The sequence below is a fragment of the Micromonospora sp. NPDC049559 genome (assembly GCF_040676675.1).
Lineage (GTDB): Bacteria > Actinomycetota > Actinomycetes > Mycobacteriales > Micromonosporaceae > JBFAPK01.
In genome coordinates this window covers 1-16,698 of sequence record NZ_JBFAPK010000054.1, presented here as the reverse complement: position 1 = coordinate 16,698, position 16,698 = coordinate 1, and the positions used below count along the sequence as shown (strand labels likewise).

Genomic DNA, 16,698 nt, shown 5'->3' with positions numbered 1-16,698 from the left:
CCCCGTCCGGCTACTCGTACGGCACCAGCTCGGCCGGCTCGCGCAGCCGCTTGCGCCGGATCCGGCGCAGCGTACCGACGGTGGACTGCAGCTTCTGCCTCGTCGACAGGTGCCGCCACCAGAGCCCGGCCATCGGCAGCCGGCGGAGCCGGGGCGCCATCAGGCCGGCCGCCCGAAGCGTGACCAGCCGGCCCCAGACAGCACCCCGGGCGCGCAGCAGGTTGGGCTGCGAGGCCGGCAGGATGCCCGGTTCCCCCGGCGCCAGCACCAGCGCGCCCGCCGCGATCGCCGCCTCGACCAGGCGTACGCCGCGCTCGGTGCGGGCCAGCACCAGCGAGCGGCCCGGGTCGTCGCCGGTCGGCCGGTACCACGGGTCGCCGACCGCGACGTCGGCGAACTCGCCGGTGTGGTCGGCGCAGAGGTAACAGCGCCACTGCCGGTGTTTCTGCAGGATCTCGCCCCAGGACTGCTCGTAGCTGAGCGTCCGCTCCCGCCCGGGCGGGTCGTCGCCGAGCCGCGCCCGGGCCCGGCCGGGCCAGCCGTTACCGCGGTAGTGCACCGAGGCGAGCCGGGCCGGGTCGGGCACCCCGAGCCGGTCGAGCATCTCCAGCGTGCCGCGGGTGCTGGGCGTGCCGGCGCAGAAGACCGCGATGGTGAGGCCGACCCGCGCGTCGAGCGACGGTCGGGTCCGCCGGGCCATCCGTACCGCCGCCACGTCGCAGGGTTTGCCGATGAAGACGCAGGGGCCGTCGGCGGTCTCCACCAGGTCGAGCCGCTCGCAGGGGCTGGCCGGGGCGTACCGGGAACCGGCGGCGGCGAGCAGCTCGGCGCGGTCGCGCGACAGCCGGGCCTCGTTGAGGTACGGCACGTCCGCCCGGGCACCGATGTGCAGCACCCCGGCCATCCCCTCGCCCTCCAGGCAGTACGCGGCCAGCGCGGTGGCCACCCCGCCGCTGGAGCCGGCGAACCGGATGGCCGGGTCGGCCGCGTACCCCTCCCAGATCGCCCGGACCGGCCCCCACGCCGCGCGCAGCTCGGCGATCTCGCCGGGCGCCGGGCGGTGGCTCTCGTGCTCCAGCCGGATGCCGGGGCAGCAGCCCAGGGCGGCGCGGGCGCCGTCCCCGCCGGTCGCCCCCGCGCCGCGACCGTCGGGTCCGCCCGTCCCGCAGCCGCCGCCACCCGCGCCGCGAGCGTCGACCGCATCCGTACCGCAGCCGCCCGCGCGGGGCGTCGGGACCACCGGCAGCGGCCGCCGGCCGTGGTCGAGCACGTCGACCATGCGTACCTCGTCCGGGGCGAGGTAGGCGCAGACCCCGCAGCCGGTGCAGAGCTTGCGGGCCGCCACGTCGTGTACGTCGCGGGGCCGCCACGCGCGGGCGTACCGGCGGCCGGCCCGCCTCACCGCCGCGCCCCGGCGGCGGTACGGCTCGCGTGCTCGGCGCGGGCCAGCCCGAGGATCTCGTCCATCTGCCGCCCGGCGCGGTCGATGGCGGCCGGGGCCCGTTCGGCCAGCTCGGCGGCGGTGCCGGCCCGGGTGCTCCAGGAGCGCCAGAGCGCGGCGAGCAGGTCCTCGTCGCCCAGCCGGCGGGCGTCGGCCACGTGCCGCTCCTGGCCGACGCTGGCGAAGACCCCGCGCGCCTTGCGGCTGTAGGCGAGGATGGCCGCCGGTACGCCGGAGGAGAGCGCGGCGATGGTGGCGTGCATCCGCATGCCGCAGAACCAGGAGGTCCGGCCGATTACCCACTTGGTCTGGTGCGGGTCGAGCCCGGGCGGCGTGATCGCCACCCGGTCGCCGTGCCGGCCGGCCAGCTCGGCGTAGAGCCGTTCGCTGATCACCGCGTCGTCGTCGGTACCGTGCCCGCTGCGCACGTGCGGCACGATGATCACGCGGGTGTCGGGCTCTTCGAGCAGCCGCTCGCCGAGGCGCCGGGCGACGCTGCCGGCGTTGCCGGTGAGGCCGAACCGGGCGATCCCCTCGGCGCGCGACATCAGGCCGCTGACGTTGAGTCCGGCGACCGGGCCCGGCGCGGCGGCGAACCACTCGCCCAGCCGGTCGGCCACGGAGTCCTCGGGTGCCCGCGGCTCCAGCGCGAAGGCGACGTCCACCCCCTCCCGGTGCCGGTCCGGGTCCAGGTCGGGACCGAGCAGCTCGGCGAGGGCCCGGTAGCTGTCCGGATCCCGGGCCCAGGCCATGGCCGAGCGTCGCACCAGCGCGGCGGCCTCGGCGCCGACCCGCGGGGAGCGGAACGGGCCGTAGGTCTGCGGCAACAGCACCAGCGGGCGGCGGCGCAGCAGGGCCAACCGCTTCGGCCAGACCACGGTGCGGAACCGGTGCTCGCCGTAGATGTCGCTGAAGCTGTCCCCGCCGCTGACGTCGAGGACCACGTCGGCGCCGTCGATGCGGGCGAGGCCGGCGTTGCCGAGCCCGCCGAGGGCCGCGCTGACCCGCATGTTCAGGTACGACTCGGGACGGTGGAAGCGGCGGGAGTGCCGGGCGCCGGCGAGCGCGATCGGTACCGGCCGGCCGGCGACGAAGGCGCGTCCGGCGCGCTGGCCCCAGCCGTCGTCGAAGACCGTCACCTCGGCGTCGGGTGCCCGGGAGAGCAGGCCGCCGACGGTGGCCGCCCGCAGCGCCCCGACGCCGAGGTTGAACTGCGCCCCGGGCACCCCGAAGAGGCACGCCGACAGGCCGGGACCGGCGGAGTCGCGGTCACGCGTACGCCGGCTCACAGCTGGATCACCGCCTTCTCGCACCGGAACGCCTCGGCGTACCGGGCCCGGCACTCGGTGCCGCGCAGCCGGGCGAGGCCGAGGAAGACCTCGTCGTCCCACCAGTCCCGGGACTTCTGTGACGGATAACTCACGTTGAGTAGCTCCACTTTGCGCCGTACCTGCTCTTCGTCCATGGGTAGGTAGAAGTTGCGGCGTACCAGGTCGCCGTCCCACTTCGGGATCTCGTACTGCAACACCGGGGCGTCCCGGAAGGCGGTGGGGACCAGCTCGGCGAGGAGCCGGTGGTCCTGGTGCGCGTCGTCGGGGGCGGGCGCGACGACCAGGTCGGCCTCGACCCGCGCCGCCGCCTCGTTCACGATCCGCTTGGCCGCCTCCCAGTAGGCCGGCAGCCGGGCGTCGGGCAGGTCGTGCAGCGCCATCGTGAGCCGGGCGGCGGGCAGGAAGGCCCGCGCCGCCGTCCGCGCCTCCTCCTGCCGCGACGGCGCGCCGGTCAGCAGCACGTAGTGCACCCGCAGCCCGGGGCGCTCCCCCAGCGCGAGCATCAGGCCCCCCGCGCCGATCTCGATGTCGTCGGGGTGCGCGCCGAGGAGCACCACGCCGCGCAGGCCGGTCGGGCGGAGCGGGAGCATCACCGGGCCAGCGCCGGCAGGTCGAGCGCGTCCAGCCGGGCCGACGCGCCGGGTCCGCCGTGGCGGTTGACGTCCCAGAGCATCCACGGGCAGCGTCCCGAGTGGTACAGCTGCTCCAGCTCGGCCCGGTCCTTGAAGGTGTCCGCCGCCCGCCAGAAGCCGGTGTACCGCTGGGCGAGCAGCCGGCCGTCCGGCAGCAGCCGCTCGAACCCGTGCGGCACCAGGTCCTCGCCGGGGCGCAGCACCGAGAAGATCTCCGGCCGGAGGACGAAGTAGCCGCCGTTCTCCCACTGCATCAGGTCGCGAATCGGGCGTACCCGGGTGACCTCGTCCCGCTCCCCCACGTCGATCACGTGGTGCGTCGACTGCACCGGTACGGCGAGCAGGCCGGCGGTGGCGCCGCTCGCGCCGAACCGGTCGATCATCGAGGCCAGCGGCGCGTCGGTGAGGGTGTCCGCGTAGTTGGCCAGGAACATCGGCTCGTCCTCGACGTACTCGCGGACCCGCATCAGCCGCTCGCCGATGGTGCTGCCCAGGCCGGTGTCGATGAAGGTGATGTTCCAGTCGGTGATGTCGGTGGCGAACAGGCGCACCGCCCGGCCGTCCATGGTGAGGGTGAAGTCGTTGGAGAGGGTCTCGTCGTAGTGCAGGAAGTAGTCCTTCACGGCCGCGGCGCCGTACCCGAGGCAGAGAATAAAGTCGGTGTGTCCGAAGTGGGCGTAGTAGCGCATTACGTGCCAGAGCAGCGGCCGGTTGCCGATCATCGCCATCGGCTTGGGTACGGAGGCGGCGCCCTCCCGCATCCGCATGCCCAGCCCGCCGCAGAAGAGGACCACCTTCATCAGACCACCTCCAGGTGCGGGATGGGGAAGACCAACCGGCCACCCCACCGGCGTACGTAGTCGAGCTGGGCGGAGAGCTCCGAGCGCAGGTTCCACGGGAGGACGAGCACGTAGTCGGGACGGTCCTCGGCGATCCGCTCGGGCGGGTGGACCGGGATGTGCGTACCGGGCAGGAACCGCCCCTGCTTGTACGGGTTCCGGTCGACGGTGTACGCCAGCAGGTCGGCCCGGACGCCACAGTGGTTGAGCAGCGTGTTCCCCTTGCCCGGCGCGCCGTAGCCGACCACCGACCGGCCCTGGGCGCGGGCGGCGAGCAGGAAGTCGACCAGGTTGCGCCGGATGTCGAAGACGGCGTCGGCGAAGCCCCGGTGCCCGGCCAGCGTGTGCAGGCCCGACTCGGCCTCGGCCTCCAGCACCGACTTGACGTTGCTGGAGGGTTCGAGCGCCGCCGTCGCGGGGCGGGCGTGGATCCGCAGCGACCCGCCGTGCGAGGAGAGCTCCTCGACGTCGACCACCACCAGGCCGGCGGTGGCCAGCGCCCGCCGCGCGGTCAGCAGCGAGAGGTACTGGTAGTGCTCGTGGTAGATCGTGTCGTACTGCCGGCGCTCGATCAGCCGCAGCAGGTGCGGGAACTCGCAGGTCAGCAGCCCGCTCGGCCCGAGCAGGGCGGCCAGCCCGGCGACGAAACCCACCAGGTCCGGCACGTGGGCCAGCACGTTGTTCGCCACCACCAGGTCGGCCCGGCCGTAGCGCCGCGCCAGCGCGGCGCCCGTTTCGGCGCCGAGGAAGCAGACCTCGGTACGCACGCCGCGCCCGGTCGCCACGGCGGCCACGTTGGCGGCCGGCTCGACCCCGAGCACCGGTACGCCCCGCGCCACGAAGTGCCGCAGCAGGTAGCCGTCGTTGCTGGCGACCTCGGTCACCAGGCTCCCGGGCCCGAGGCCGAGCTGCTCGGTCATGGTCTCGGCGTACCGGCGGGCGTGCGCCACCCAGGAGTCGGAGTACGAGGAGAAGTACGCGTAGTCGGAGAAAATCTCCTCGCCGGGCACGTACGCGGGCAGCTGGACCAGCAGGCAGTCCGGGCAGACGCGCACGTGCAGCGGGTAGAACGTCTCGGGCTCGTCCAACCGATCGGCCGGCAGATAACTCTCGCACAGCGGGGACATGCCCAGATCCACAAACGTCTCGGTCAATTCCGTGGCGCAGAGCCGACATCGCACAATGGTCATGCCCACCCACTCCGAAGATTATTCGGGATTCTCCAGCGCGGAGAAACTGCGAGAAAGAATCGCATTCACCACCGGCGGCACCCGTCGGGCACGCGCTCCGGCCACGCTAGCCAGACCACCTCCGACCAGCAGTGTTAAGTAAGAAGTCCGACAAACGTCCGCACCACCCCGAGGCCGGGTAAATAAAATTCCCCGGCACGCCAAGCCGACCTTCGGGAGATGTCCATGCGCGTTCTCGTGACCGGCCATCATGGCTATCTCGGCAGCGTTCTCACGCCGATATTGGTAGCCGCCGGACATGAGGTGGTCGGACTGGACGCGAACCTGTACGCGGATTGTCTGCTGGGACCGGCGCCGCCCGCCGTACCGACGCTGGAGCTGGACCTGCGCGACGTGCGGCCCGAGCACTGCGCCGGATTCGACGCGGTCTGCCACCTGGCCGCCGTCTGCAACGACCCGGTCGGCAACCTCGACCCCGAGGTCACCTACGACATCAACCACCTGGGCACGCTCCGGCTGGCCCGGGCGGCGAAGGCGGCCGGGGTGCCGCGCTTCCTCTTCTCCTCCTCGTGCAGCCTCTACGGCGCCGGGCCGGACGACCGGCCGCTGGACGAGAACGCCCGGTTCGCCCCGATCACCCCGTACGGGACGTCGAAGGTTCGCGCCGAGCGGGGGCTGGCCGAGCTGGCCGACGACGACTTCTGCCCGGTCTTCCTGCGCAACGCCACCGCGTACGGCTTCTCGCCCCGGCTCCGCGGCGACCTGGTGGTCAACGACCTGACCGCGCACGCGCTGCTCGCCGGCGAGGTCCGGCTCCGCTCCGACGGGTCCGCCTGGCGGCCGCTCGTGCACGCCGAGGACATCGCCGGGGCGTTCCTCGCGCTGCTGCGGGCTCCTCGCGAGCTGGTGCGCGCGCGGGCGTACAACGTCGGCAGCAGCGGCGAGAACTACCGGATCCGCCAGGTCGCGGAGCTGGTCGCCGAGGTGGTGCCGGGCGCCGAGATCACCTTCGTCGGCGGCGCCGGCGCGGACCGGCGCAACTACCGGGTCGACTGCGACCGGATCGCCGCCGAGGTGCCCGACTTCCGTCCCCGGTGGACGGTTCGCAAGGGCATCGAGGAGCTGGTCGAGGCGTACCGACGGTACGGGCTGACCCTGGCCGACCTCACGGGCGAGCGCCACCAGCGACTCGGCCGCGTCCAGGCCCTGCAACGCGCCCGCCGCCTCGGCCCCGACCTACGGTGGACCGCTGGCCTCGGCTCCGCCGGCGCGACTCGCGGAGCTGCTGGCCTCGGCTCCGCCTCGGCGGCTCGCGCGCCCGAAGAGCCGCCCTGTAGGCCCCAGTCGCTCCAGTCGCTGCGCTCCCTCCGCTTGGTGGCGCCTGCGGGCGGCGGCGCGACTCGCGGTGCTGCTGGCCTCTGTTCGGCCTGTGGGGAGGGCGAGCTGGAGGTCTTCGCGGAGCTGGGCGAGATGCCGGTCCGGTGCGGGGTGCACTGGGCCACCCGGGAGGAGGCGCTCGCCTCGCCGCTGGGCCGGGTGACGCTGGCCTGCTGCCGCGGCTGCGGGTACGTGCGCAACGTCGCGTACGACCCGGTCGCGCTGGTCTACGACACCACGATGGACACCAACCTGCACCACTCGCCGGCGTTCCGGTCCTTCTCGACGGAGCTGGTGAAACACCTGGCCGAGCGGTACCGGCTGCGCGGCGCCACGGTGCTGGACGTCGGCTGCGGCCAGGGCGAGTTCCTGCGCGAGCTGTGCCACGTGGCCGGCTGCCACGGGGTGGGCTACGACCCGATGTACGCCGGCCCGACCGGCCCGGACCCCTCCGGCGCGGTCTTCCACCGCCGGCACGCCCCGCTGGACCGGACCACGCCCCGCTTCGACCTGGTCACCTCGCGACACTGGTTCGAGCACCTGGACGACCCGTACGGGTTCCTCGTGCGGTTGGCGGAGCTGGCCGGCGACCGGCCGGTCAACGCCTACCTGGAGGTACCGGACGCCGGCTACGACCTGGCCACCGCCGGCTGGGAGGTGATCTACCCGCACGTCTCCTACTTCGGCGGCCACCCGTTGCGGCGCATCGCCGAGCGGGCCGGCTGGCGGGTGGAGGCGACCGGTCCGCTCTTCGCGGGCATGTTCCGGTACGTCGAGATCTCCCGCAACGCGCCGGAGCGCGCCGCCGCGCCGCCGCTGCCCGGTACCGCCGAACGGGACCGCCTGCTCGCCGCGATCGACGGGTTCGCCGAGCGGCACGCCGCCGAGCTGCGGCGCTGGCGGGAGACGATCGACCGGCTGGTCTCGGCCGGTGCCGCCCCGGTGCTCTGGGGCGCGGGTTCGCGCGGGGTGCAGTTCCTGCACCTGGCCGACCCGGGGCGCCGGCTCGTCGCCGTGGTCGACGTCAACCCGCGCAAGTGGGGGCGGTACCTGCCGGTGACCGGCCACCGGGTCGGTCCGCCGGACGAGCTGGTCACGCTCGGCACCCGCGCGGTGATCATCACCAATCCGGCCTACCGCGACGAGATCGACGCCGCGCTGCGCCGGCTCGGCGTCGAGGCGGAGCTGCTGACCGCCTGACCCCGCGCGCCGCGCCCCGGAGGAGAACGGATGGAAGGTACGCCCCGAGTGAGTCTCGGCGTGCCGCTCTACAACGCCGAACGCTATCTCGAAGAGTGCCTGGACGCCCTGCTCGCCCAGGACTATCCCGACTTCGAGGTCATCGTCAGCGACAACGCGTCGACCGACCGGACCTGGGAGATCGCCCAGCGGTACGCCGCCGCCGATGCCCGCATCCGGCTGTACCGCAACCCGCGCAATCTCGGCGGGCACGCCAACTACGCCCGGGTGGTCCAGCTCGCCCGGGGCGAGCTGTTCAAGTGGGTCGCCTACGACGACGTCTGCCTGCCGTCGTACGTCAGCACCTGCGTACGGGCGCTCGACGCGGCCGGACCGCGCGCCGTGCTGGCGTACCCGCGTACCGTCCTCATCGACGAGCACGGCGCGCCGCTCGGCGCGTACGCCGACGGGCTTGACCTGCGCGACCGGCGCCCGTGGCGGCGGGTGGCCGGGGTGGCCGACAACATCAACCTCTGTCACGCCCACTTCGGGGTCTTCCGCCTCGACGCCCTGCGCCGGACCGGGCTGATCCGGCCCTACCTCTCCTCCGACTACACGCTGGTGGCGGAGGTGGCCCGGCTCGGCGAGATCCACGAGGTCGACCCGCCCCTGTTCCACCGCCGGGTGCACCCGCGCTCCACCCGCCAGGCCGGCGGCAGCACCCGTGCCGCCGCGGTGACCTGGTTCGCCCCGGACGGTGCCGACCGGACCCGCTGGCCCCGGCAGCGGATGCTGGTCGAGACGGTACGCGTGCTCGCCACCGGCGAGCACCGCCTGAGCACCCGGCTCAGCTCGGCCGGCGCCTTCCTCGTCGCCTGGTGGTTGCGGCGCCTGCGGGTCCGGCTGGGACGGCTGCGTCGCCGGCTCTGCGACCGGATGTGCGGCCCGCTCACCCGGTGGCTCTGCCAGCAGCTGTCCCGCCGGTCGGTCCGCCGGCTGCTGCGCTGGACGCAGACCGCCACGACGAAGGGCAGCAGCTAGTGGTCGCCACCCCCGAGACGCCCACCGGTGTCCCGCCGACCCCACCCCGAGGTCGGGTCCGCTCGGCGATCGGCTGGTCGTACGTCCTGACCGGCGGCCGGGTCGGCTCCTCGATCGTCGTGACGTTCCTGCTCGCGAAGCTGCTCGGACCGCACGAGTTCGGGCTGGTGACGATGGCAGGCGTCTTCATCGCGGTCGGGCAGACCCTCATCCAGCAGGGTCTGGTCTCGGCGATCGTGCAGCGCGACCGGCTCACCGCCGAGCACCTGGACGCCGCCTTCGGCGTGCTGCTCCTCGCCGGCCTGGCCGGCACCGCGCTCACCGTCGCGCTGAGCCCGATCTGGGCCCTGGTCAACCGGCAGCCGGGGCTCACCGCGGTCTGCCTCGCGCTCGCCCCGCTGGTGCTGTTGCAGGGGCTGGCGACCGTACCGGAGTCGGTGCTCCGCCGCGAGCTGCAGTTCCGCGCGGTCGCCATCCGTACCCTGGTCGCCGCGCTGGCCAGCGGCGTGGTCGGGGTGGCGCTGGCGCTCGCCGGGGCGGGAATCTGGGCGCTGGTCGCCCAGCAGTTGGTGAACGCGGCCATCGGCGTGGTCGTGCTCTGGGTGATCTGTCCCTGGCGGCCGAGCCGCCGCCCGCGGCTCGGCGCCATCCGGGAACTCTGGGGCTACTCCGCCCACTCGGCCAACGCCGGCATCGGGCTGATGCTCAGCTCCCGCGCCGACATCATCTTCGCCGGCATCTTCTTCGGGCCGGTGGCCACCGGCATCTACCGGCTCGCCTCCCGGCTGCCCGACATGCTGGTCGAGGTCACCGTGCGGTCGTTGCAGCAGGTGGCGCTGCCGTCGCTGTCCCGGTTGCAGACCGACCGGCGCCGCTTCGCCGCGCACCTGACCGAGTTGCAGCACTTCGGCGCGGTCGCGGGGCTGCCCGTGCTCGGGGTGCTCTCGGCCGTCGCCGACCCGCTGGTGCGGTTCCTCGGGCCGCAGTGGGCCGGCACCGCGACACCGCTGCGCCTGCTCTGCCTCTTCGGCGCCGTCAACGTCTTCGGGCTGCTGCTCGGCCCGGCGCTCCAGGCGATCGGCCAGCCCGGTCGACTCGCCGCGCTGCTCTGGTCGCGCGCGGTACTGGGGGTGGCCACGCTCGCCGCCGTCGGCGCCCTGCTGACCGGCCGGCACGCCGTGGTCCAGGCGAGCGCCATCGCGCTGGCCGGGATCGGGATGCAGCTCGCGGTCACCGCGGCGACGGTCTGGGTCACCGTACGGCGGGCCGCCGACGCGCCGGTGGGACGCTTCCTGGCCCCGACCGTGCCGGCCGTACTGGCCGCGCTCGCCGCCGCGCTGGTGCCGCTGGCGACCGGCCGCTTCGGCGGCGGCGAGTTGGGGCCCCTGCCCGAACTGCTGCTCACGGGCGCCGCCGCCGGCCTGGTCGCCGGCGTCGTGCTCGGCTGCGCCGACGGGCCGCTGCGCCGGCTGCTCCTGGTCCGCCTGCGGCGACCCCGGACGCCGCCGGACGGGACGGAACTGCCGGGTGGGACGGGGCTGCCGGGCGGGACGGGGCTGCCGGGACCGGCCCCCCGCCCCGCCGAGGGCGGCGGCGCGGTCACCCCGGCGGGGTGAAGACGATCGCCCGGTTGTTGCCGAGCGAGGCGGTGTCGAGCGAGCGGACCAGGGCGACCGTGCCCGGGGCGTTCTCGATGCCGACCGTCGCCGAGTCGCCCAGCTCGCGGGGCTTGCTGGCGGTCAGGTCCGCGTAGTTGAACGTGATCTCACCCCGCTCCGTGAGCACCGCCTCGAAGGTGATCCGCGCCGACGACGACCCGTACAGCCCGATGTTGCGCCACTCGACCACGAACCGGCGGTCGGGGACCGTACCGAGGACGGCGGTACGGATGCTGGAGTCGGCCCGTACCACCAGGTCGTCCCAGAACGGGTAGAGCGCGGCGTTCGGCGCCGCCTCGTCCGGCAGCGGACCGTTCGCGCCCGAGGCGCGGACCGGAGGCAGGAAGGAGAGCCGGCCGTCGACGTCGACCCACGCGCTCGCGTACGTCTGGCCGTAGAACCGGACCGGGAACGGCAGCGGCACCTGGGTGACCGCGTCGTCGCCGGTCAGCGGCAGGACCGTCTGGTCGGCGCGGACCAACGGCCGGTTCGGGACAGTGGCGCAGGTATAGCCGAAGTTGTCGGCGCAGTACGTGTTGCTGACGAACGTCGCCGTGTACGTGGTGGGGCGGGCCGGAGCGACCACCACGTGCGTCCGGGCGCCCCCGTCCGACCAGTTCTCGAACTCGTACGTCACGCCGACGGTCGGCTGCTGCACCGGCGCGCTGAGCGTGGTCGTCGACCCGACGATGGCTCGGGTGGTGGCCGGGGTCGTGTAGTCGATCCCGTCCAGGTTGAGCCGCAGCCCGACGGGGTTGCTGACCAGCGAGATCTCCACGGTCTTCGGGTCCAGCCGCAGGGTCGTGCTGGCGCTGAGCCCGTCCGAGTCGGTGGCGGTCAGGGTCAGCTCCAGGTAGGACGGATACTCGTGGTCCGGGCCGAGAAACGAGCCGCCGCGCACCCCCGACGCGTCGCGCATCACGTGGGTGTGGCAGCTGTCGAGGTCGGTGCAGTGCCGGTTGGCCAGGTGCCAGGAGAGCGCCGAGGCCGGCAGCGTCCCGTCCTGCGGGTCGGTCGCGGTACCGGCGTAGTAGATGGTCTGCCCGACCGACCAGGTGGTGCCGGTGAGCGGCTTGGTGATCACCGGCACCGGCGCGTTGGTGCCGACCAGGACCCGTACCGTCGCCGTGTCGACCAGGCCGGCCAGGTCGGTGACCCGCAGCCGGGCGGTGTACGTGCCGACGGCGGGGTAGGTGTGCGCCACGGTCACCCCGGTCGCGTCGTACGTGCCGTCGTCGGTGAAGTCCCACTGGTAGTTCAGGATCTCGCCGGGGTCCGGGTCGGTCGATCCGGCCGCGTCGAAGGAGACCGGCAGCGGGGCGTTGCCCTCCAGCGGCGTCGCCGCGATCCGCGCCGTGGGCGGCTGGTTGCCGGAGCTGTAGTGGAACCGGCGGACGGTCCCGCCGACCAGGTCCACGTAGTACAGGTCGCGGTCCGGGCCGATCTCCAGGTCGACCGGGCCGGCCGCGGTCGACGAGAAGGGCACGATCGAGCCCGGGTCCGGCAGCCCGTCGGCGCCCGCGCGCATCGCCCAGATGCAGTTGCGCGAGTAGTCGGCGAAGAAGAGCGCGCCGGCGTAGGCGCGCGGGTAGCTGCCGCCACCGGCCGGGTAGAACGCCATGCCGGTGGGTGAGGAGCCGCCGGTACGGCAGCCGTCCTCGGTCGCCACGGTCTGGGTGTGGGCGTACGTGTAGTAGGGCGGGGTGACGGTACCGGCCGGCGCGGTGTAGAGGCTCTCGCAGAGCGTGAGGTTGGCGGCGTTGTAGCCGTGCTGCGGCGCGTTCCCCTCGTAGCAGGGCCAGCCGTAGTTGCGCACCGGTCCGGCCGCCGGGTTGGTGATCCGGTTGACCTCCTCCCAGGTGCGCCAGCCGACGTCGGCCGCCCAGATCTCGCCGGTGCCGGGCCGGAACGTCCAGCGGTACGCGTTGCGCAGCCCGTACGCGACGATCCGGCGGGTGTTGGCTTCGGCGCTCGCGGCCAGCGGGTTGTCCGGCAGGGCCGCCCCGGTGCTCGGGTCGACCCGGACCAGCGTGCCGGAAAGGCCGGTCGGGTCGCCCGGCGTACGCAGGTCCTGGGCCCGCAGCGCGCCCCCCTCGGACGTCGGCGGGGTCAGCGCCCCGCCAACCGGAGCGGGCGGGTCGCCGCACGGGTTGGTGGGGTTGCCGGCCTGGCCGTAGTCGGTGAAGGTGGCCGAGGCGCCGTCGCCGCCGGTGACGTAGAGGGCGCCGTCCGGGCCGAAGCCGAGGTCGCCGATCGAGTGGCTGTCGATCTGGGTGCACCAGTCGTGCAGCAGCACCTGCTCGGCGCCGGTCATCGTGTCCCCGTCGGCCCGCAGCCGGGAGACCCGGGCGCTGGAGCGGCAGTTGCCGACGACCGCGCAGGTGTCGTGGTACGTGGGCGCGCCGCCGCCGATGACGCCGTCGTAGCTGTAGCTGACGTAGACGTACGGGTCGGCGGGGAAGTTGGGCGCCAGCGCCAGCCCGATCAGCCCCAGGTCCTCCAGGTCGTACACCTGTGCCCGCAGGTCCGCGAAGACCGTCGGGGTACGGTCGGAGAGCCCGTCGAAGACCTTGATGACGCCGTTCTTCTGAGCCACGAAGACCCGCCCGTCGGGCGAGAAGGCCAGCTTGGTCGGCAGGGTGAGCCCCGAGAGGACCACCTGCTGGGTGAAGCCCGGTGGCGCCGGGGCGGCGCGCGCGGGCGTGCGCGGACCGGCCGCCGACGCGAGCCCGACCGGTACCCCGAGCACGAGCGCGAGTAGCCCCACCCCGGCCTGTCTGATCTTCCTCCGCATGACCGCCCCTCCCCTGCCACGCACTGACCATCTAGGCAAAATGCCTGGTCAGAGCATGTGCGAGCGGCGCCGGGCCGGGCTGTCAGGTGCCGGACCTGCCCGCTGGGCCGACCGGGCGTACTTCCTCCCCCGATCAGTGCCCGATCCCACCCGCCCAGCCCCACCGACCGCCCGACGGGCCGTCCGCCGTCCCGCCTGTTCAGTTCGAGCTTTGGTCTTCCGGTGCCGGACTGGGATGACCTCCGCGCCGAACTGCACGACGGCGACGAGGATGCGCTCGCCACGGAACGCGCCCGCACCCAGGCGTGGGTCGCCGCCCTCCACCTGGCGGAGGAGCGGAAGCGCCTCGGGCTGACGCAGCGCGCCCCCAACCCCGCCGGCCGACCCGCGGGTCCCGGTCAGCCGAAGCGGAGCCGGCGCACCGTGCCGCCGGTCAGGTCGACGTAGTAGAGGTTCCGGTCCGGGCCAACCTGGAGATCGACGACGCCACCGGCGGTGTTGGACATGAGCGTGATGGTGGCCGGGTCGGGCAGCCCGGTGGCGCCGGCCCGCATCGCCCAGACGCAGCCGCGCCGGTAGTCGGCGAAGAAGAGCGCCCGGCGGTACGCGGCCGGGAAACCGCCGCCGCTGGCCGGGTAGAAGGCGAGACCGCTGATCACCCCGGCCGGCACCGGGCAGCCGTCGCCCGGGACGACGGGCTGGCTGCGGGCGTACGCGTAGTAGGGCGGTGTGACGGTACCGGCCGGGGCGGCGTACAGGCTGCGGCAGAGGTTCAGCCCGACGGTGTGGTACGGCGGCTGCACGGCCGGACCCTCGTAGCAGGGCCAACCGTAGTTGCGTACCGGCGCGACCGCCGGGGTGCGCACCCGGTCGATCTCCTCCCAGAGCCGCCAGCCGACGTCGCCGATCCAGACCTCTCCGGTGCCCGGCCGGAACGTCCAGCGGAACGCGTTGCGCAGCCCGTACGCGACGATCCGGCGGGTGTTGCGGTCGGCGCTGGCGGCGAGCGGGTTGTCCGCCAGCGCCTGGCCGGTGGTCGGGTGGACCCGGATCAGGGTGCCGTCGAGCCCGGTCGGGTCGGTCGGGGTCCGCACGTCCTGGGAGCGCAGCGCGCCGCCCTCGGCGGTGGGTGGCGACATCACGCCGCCGACCGGGGCCGGCGGGTCGCCGCAGGGGTTGGCGGGAGCGCCGAGTTGCCCGTAGTCGATCACGCTGCCGGAGGCGCCGTCCCCGCCGCCGACGTAGAGCGCCCCGTCCGGCCCGAAGCCGATGTCCCCGATGGAGTGGGTGTCGCTCTGCTGGCACCAGTCGTGCAGCAGCACCCGCTCCGGCAGGTTCATCACGTTCCCGCTGATGTGCAGGAGGGAGACCCGGGCGCTGGCCAGGCAGGTGTTCGGCGCCGGGCAGCTGTCGCCGTAGGTCGGCGCGGTGCCGCCGATCGGCCCGTCGTAGGTGTAGCTGACGTAGACCCAGGGGTCGGCCGGGAAGCCGGGCGGCAGCGCCAGGCCGACCAGTCCCAGGTCGGCGTAGTCGTAGACCTGCGGTCGCAGGTCGGCGAAGACGGTCGGCGTGGGGTCGGTCAGGCTGTCGAAAATCTTGATGATGCCGTTCTTCTGGGCCACGAAGACCCGCCCGTCCGGGGCGAACGCCAGCTTCGTCGGCTGGGTCAGTCCGGCGAGGACCACCTGCTCGGTGAAGCCCGGGGGCACCACGGCCCGCGCGGGCCCAGCCCCCGGTCCGGCCACCGGTCCGAGTACGACGGCCAGTCCGGCCACGACAGCCAGCGCCCGTACCCGCGCACGCCTGGATTCTTCCGCCATGACCGCCCTCCCGTCGGACACAGCCCGCCCACCTGGGGCATAACCGCTGCTCAGAGCATGTGTGGGACGCGCCGACGCCGGCTGTCAGCTACCGGACCGCCGACCCACCGATCAGGGACTCCGGACGGCACGCGGCACACGGCAGCCGGCAAGGCGGCAGCGGCAGCGGCAGCGGCAGCGGCAGCGGCAGCGGCAGCGGCAGCGGCAGCGGCAGCGGCAGCGGCAGCGGCACGAATTATGCACGTTAATTAATGAGTTCAATTCGCTTTCACGATCCCTTTGTTAACGAACGGGGACTGCGCGTGTCAGACCACGGGCGACACCGAGCGAGCAAATTATGATGAGCGATTGAAAGAGCAATCGACCGACCGTACTCGCTCATGTAAGTAACGCGACAATGTCCAGCGTTCGCGTCATCCTTGCCCTGAACGCGCTGGTAGAGCAGTGTCTTGATAGAACAGAACCAGTTCAGTTGGGTACGTGCGTTTCGGCCGTCGCGCAGAACATTCACGCCGCGCGACCGCCCCATCGGAGCATTGTCCGAGCAACCCGGATGGGATTCACAGATGGTCGATCGGCGCCCGCATGTCGTCATCGTGGTCGTCAACCTGCCGGCGGAACGGGATCGCCGGGTGATCCGGGAGTGCCGGGCGCTGGAGGAGGCCGGCTATCGCGCCACGGTGATCTGCCCGCGCGGACCGCACCGGCCCGGGCTGTTGCCCGGCACGGCGGAGACCCGCATCCACTCCTTCCCGCAGCCGTTCGCCGGTTCGGGGCTGTTCTCCTTCGCCGCCGAGTTCGCCTGGGCGTTCGCCGCCGTCACGGGCCGCCTGGCCGCCCTGGCGCTGCGCGAGCGGATCGACGCGGTCCAGGCGTGCAACCCGCCCGACGTCTTCTGGCCCGTCGGGCTGGCGATGCGGGCGCTCGGCCGGCCGTTCGTCTTCGACCACCACGACCTGAGCCCCGAGCTGTACGAGTGCAAGACCGACCGGCCCAACCCGCTCGCCCTGCGCCTGCTGCGGCTCTTCGAGCGCCTCTCCTGGCGCTGCGCCGCCGCGGTGATCGCCACGAACGAGTCGTACCGCGAACTCGCCATCCTCCGTGGCGGCTGCGACCCGGACCGGGTGGTCGTCGTCCGCAACGGCCCCACCCTCGCCGAGGTCGGCACGGGACGGACCGGCGCGACGGCCGGGACCGCCGTAAAGGTGGGGCCCACCGTGCCCGACGAAGACATCAAGCCTGACGGGATTCGTCGGGCACGGTGGGGCCCCCCCCCCGCGCGCCCGCCCCCCCCCCCCCCCCCCGCCCCGGCCCCCCCCCCCCCCCCCCCCCCCCCCCCCCCGCCCCCCCCCCCCCCCCCCCCCCCCCCCCCCCCCCCCCCCCCCCCCCCCCCCCC

13 protein-coding genes are annotated in these 16,698 nt (G+C 73.8%); 5 read left to right on the top strand and 8 right to left on the bottom strand.

Annotation, left to right across the window (positions count from 1 at the left end; all coding sequences use genetic code 11):
* Nucleotides 1-10: 10 nt before the first annotated feature.
* Genes AB0J86_RS36020 through AB0J86_RS36000 form a run of 5 tightly spaced genes read right to left on the bottom strand, consistent with a single transcriptional unit; the run spans nucleotide 11 to nucleotide 5,433 of the window.
* Complete coding sequence (locus tag AB0J86_RS36020) at nucleotides 11-1,402, bottom strand: Coenzyme F420 hydrogenase/dehydrogenase, beta subunit C-terminal domain (RefSeq protein WP_363862383.1); 1,392 nt, start codon at nucleotides 1,400-1,402, stop codon at nucleotides 11-13.
* Nucleotides 1,399-2,730: a polysaccharide pyruvyl transferase family protein gene (locus tag AB0J86_RS36015; protein ID WP_363862380.1), complete on the bottom strand. Its 1,332-nt coding sequence runs from the start codon at nucleotides 2,728-2,730 to the stop codon at nucleotides 1,399-1,401. Before AB0J86_RS36015 ends, AB0J86_RS36020 begins: the two co-directional genes overlap by 4 nt.
* Nucleotides 2,727-3,362, bottom strand: coding sequence for a PIG-L family deacetylase (locus AB0J86_RS36010; protein WP_363862445.1), 636 nt, complete (start codon nucleotides 3,360-3,362; stop codon nucleotides 2,727-2,729). The genes AB0J86_RS36015 and AB0J86_RS36010 overlap by 4 nt, the downstream gene beginning before the upstream one ends.
* Nucleotides 3,362-4,204, bottom strand: a complete 843-nt coding sequence (locus AB0J86_RS36005; protein WP_363862377.1) for a glucose-1-phosphate cytidylyltransferase — start codon at nucleotides 4,202-4,204, stop codon at nucleotides 3,362-3,364. The genes AB0J86_RS36010 and AB0J86_RS36005 overlap by 1 nt, the downstream gene beginning before the upstream one ends.
* A complete protein-coding gene (locus AB0J86_RS36000) occupies nucleotides 4,204-5,433 on the bottom strand; it encodes a class I SAM-dependent methyltransferase (protein WP_363862374.1) in 1,230 nt (409 codons plus the stop codon). Before AB0J86_RS36000 ends, AB0J86_RS36005 begins: the two co-directional genes overlap by 1 nt.
* A 225-nt stretch (nucleotides 5,434-5,658) precedes the next feature.
* Here AB0J86_RS36000 and AB0J86_RS35995 point away from each other — a divergent pair, with 225 nt between their 5' ends.
* From AB0J86_RS35995 to AB0J86_RS35985, 3 genes are read left to right on the top strand one after another with little or no spacing between them, the layout of a single operon-like run.
* A complete protein-coding gene (locus AB0J86_RS35995) occupies nucleotides 5,659-8,010 on the top strand; it encodes an NAD-dependent epimerase/dehydratase family protein (RefSeq protein ID WP_363862371.1) in 2,352 nt (783 codons plus the stop codon).
* A gap of 30 nt (nucleotides 8,011-8,040) precedes the next feature.
* Entirely contained in the window at nucleotides 8,041-9,030 is a 990-nt protein-coding gene (locus AB0J86_RS35990; protein ID WP_363862368.1) for a glycosyltransferase family A protein, read from the top strand.
* On the top strand, nucleotides 9,030-10,646 hold the full coding sequence (locus AB0J86_RS35985) for a lipopolysaccharide biosynthesis protein (RefSeq protein ID WP_363862365.1): 1,617 nt from the start codon (nucleotides 9,030-9,032) through the stop codon (nucleotides 10,644-10,646). Before AB0J86_RS35990 ends, AB0J86_RS35985 begins: the two co-directional genes overlap by 1 nt.
* On the opposite strand, the gene AB0J86_RS35980 is transcribed toward AB0J86_RS35985, so the two are convergent.
* Nucleotides 10,630-13,482: a PQQ-dependent sugar dehydrogenase gene (locus tag AB0J86_RS35980; protein WP_363862362.1), complete on the bottom strand. Its 2,853-nt coding sequence runs from the start codon at nucleotides 13,480-13,482 to the stop codon at nucleotides 10,630-10,632. The two genes, AB0J86_RS35985 and AB0J86_RS35980, sit on opposite strands and share 17 nt — an antisense overlap.
* A gap of 222 nt (nucleotides 13,483-13,704) precedes the next feature.
* On the opposite strand from AB0J86_RS35980, the gene AB0J86_RS35975 reads away from it, so the two are divergent.
* Nucleotides 13,705-13,929 (top strand): hypothetical protein, encoded by a 225-nt coding sequence (locus AB0J86_RS35975; protein WP_363862359.1) that lies wholly within the window; start codon nucleotides 13,705-13,707, stop codon nucleotides 13,927-13,929.
* Here AB0J86_RS35975 and AB0J86_RS35970 read toward each other — a convergent pair.
* Complete coding sequence (locus tag AB0J86_RS35970; protein ID WP_363862356.1) at nucleotides 13,881-15,302, bottom strand: PQQ-dependent sugar dehydrogenase; 1,422 nt, start codon at nucleotides 15,300-15,302, stop codon at nucleotides 13,881-13,883. The two genes, AB0J86_RS35975 and AB0J86_RS35970, sit on opposite strands and share 49 nt — an antisense overlap.
* 88 nt (nucleotides 15,303-15,390) lie before the next feature.
* Nucleotides 15,391-15,534: a hypothetical protein gene (locus tag AB0J86_RS35965; protein WP_363862353.1), complete on the bottom strand. Its 144-nt coding sequence runs from the start codon at nucleotides 15,532-15,534 to the stop codon at nucleotides 15,391-15,393.
* 334 nt (nucleotides 15,535-15,868) lie between these two features.
* Here AB0J86_RS35965 and AB0J86_RS35960 point away from each other — a divergent pair.
* Nucleotides 15,869-16,698: glycosyltransferase (locus AB0J86_RS35960; RefSeq protein ID WP_363862350.1), on the top strand; the 830-nt coding region annotated here is incomplete at its 3' end.